General features: G+C 58.5%; 1 rRNA gene. It reads left to right on the top strand.

Going from position 1 to position 217, the window contains the following annotated elements:
* Positions 1-217: ribosomal RNA gene (locus tag JDF658_RS13590) — 16S ribosomal RNA — on the top strand; the annotation flags it as partial.

Below are 217 nucleotides of genomic sequence, written 5' to 3'. Positions count from 1 at the left end.
TGGGGAATCTTCCGCAATGGGCGAAAGCCTGACGGAGCAACGCCGCGTGGGTGAAGAAGGCCTTCGGGTCGTAAAGCCCTGTCTTCAGGGACGAAGTCTCACCTGTGAAGAATGGGTGAAGGTGACGGTACCTGAGGAGGAAGCCCCGGCTAACTACGTGCCAGCAGCCGCGGTAAAACGTAGGGGGCGAGCGTTATCCGGAATTACTGGGCGTAAA

It is taken from the genome of Carboxydocella sp. JDF658 (assembly GCF_002049395.1).
Lineage (GTDB): Bacteria > Bacillota.
The sequence above is the reverse complement of the archived record's forward strand: the minus strand, read 5'-3'. Positions and strand labels throughout refer to the sequence as shown.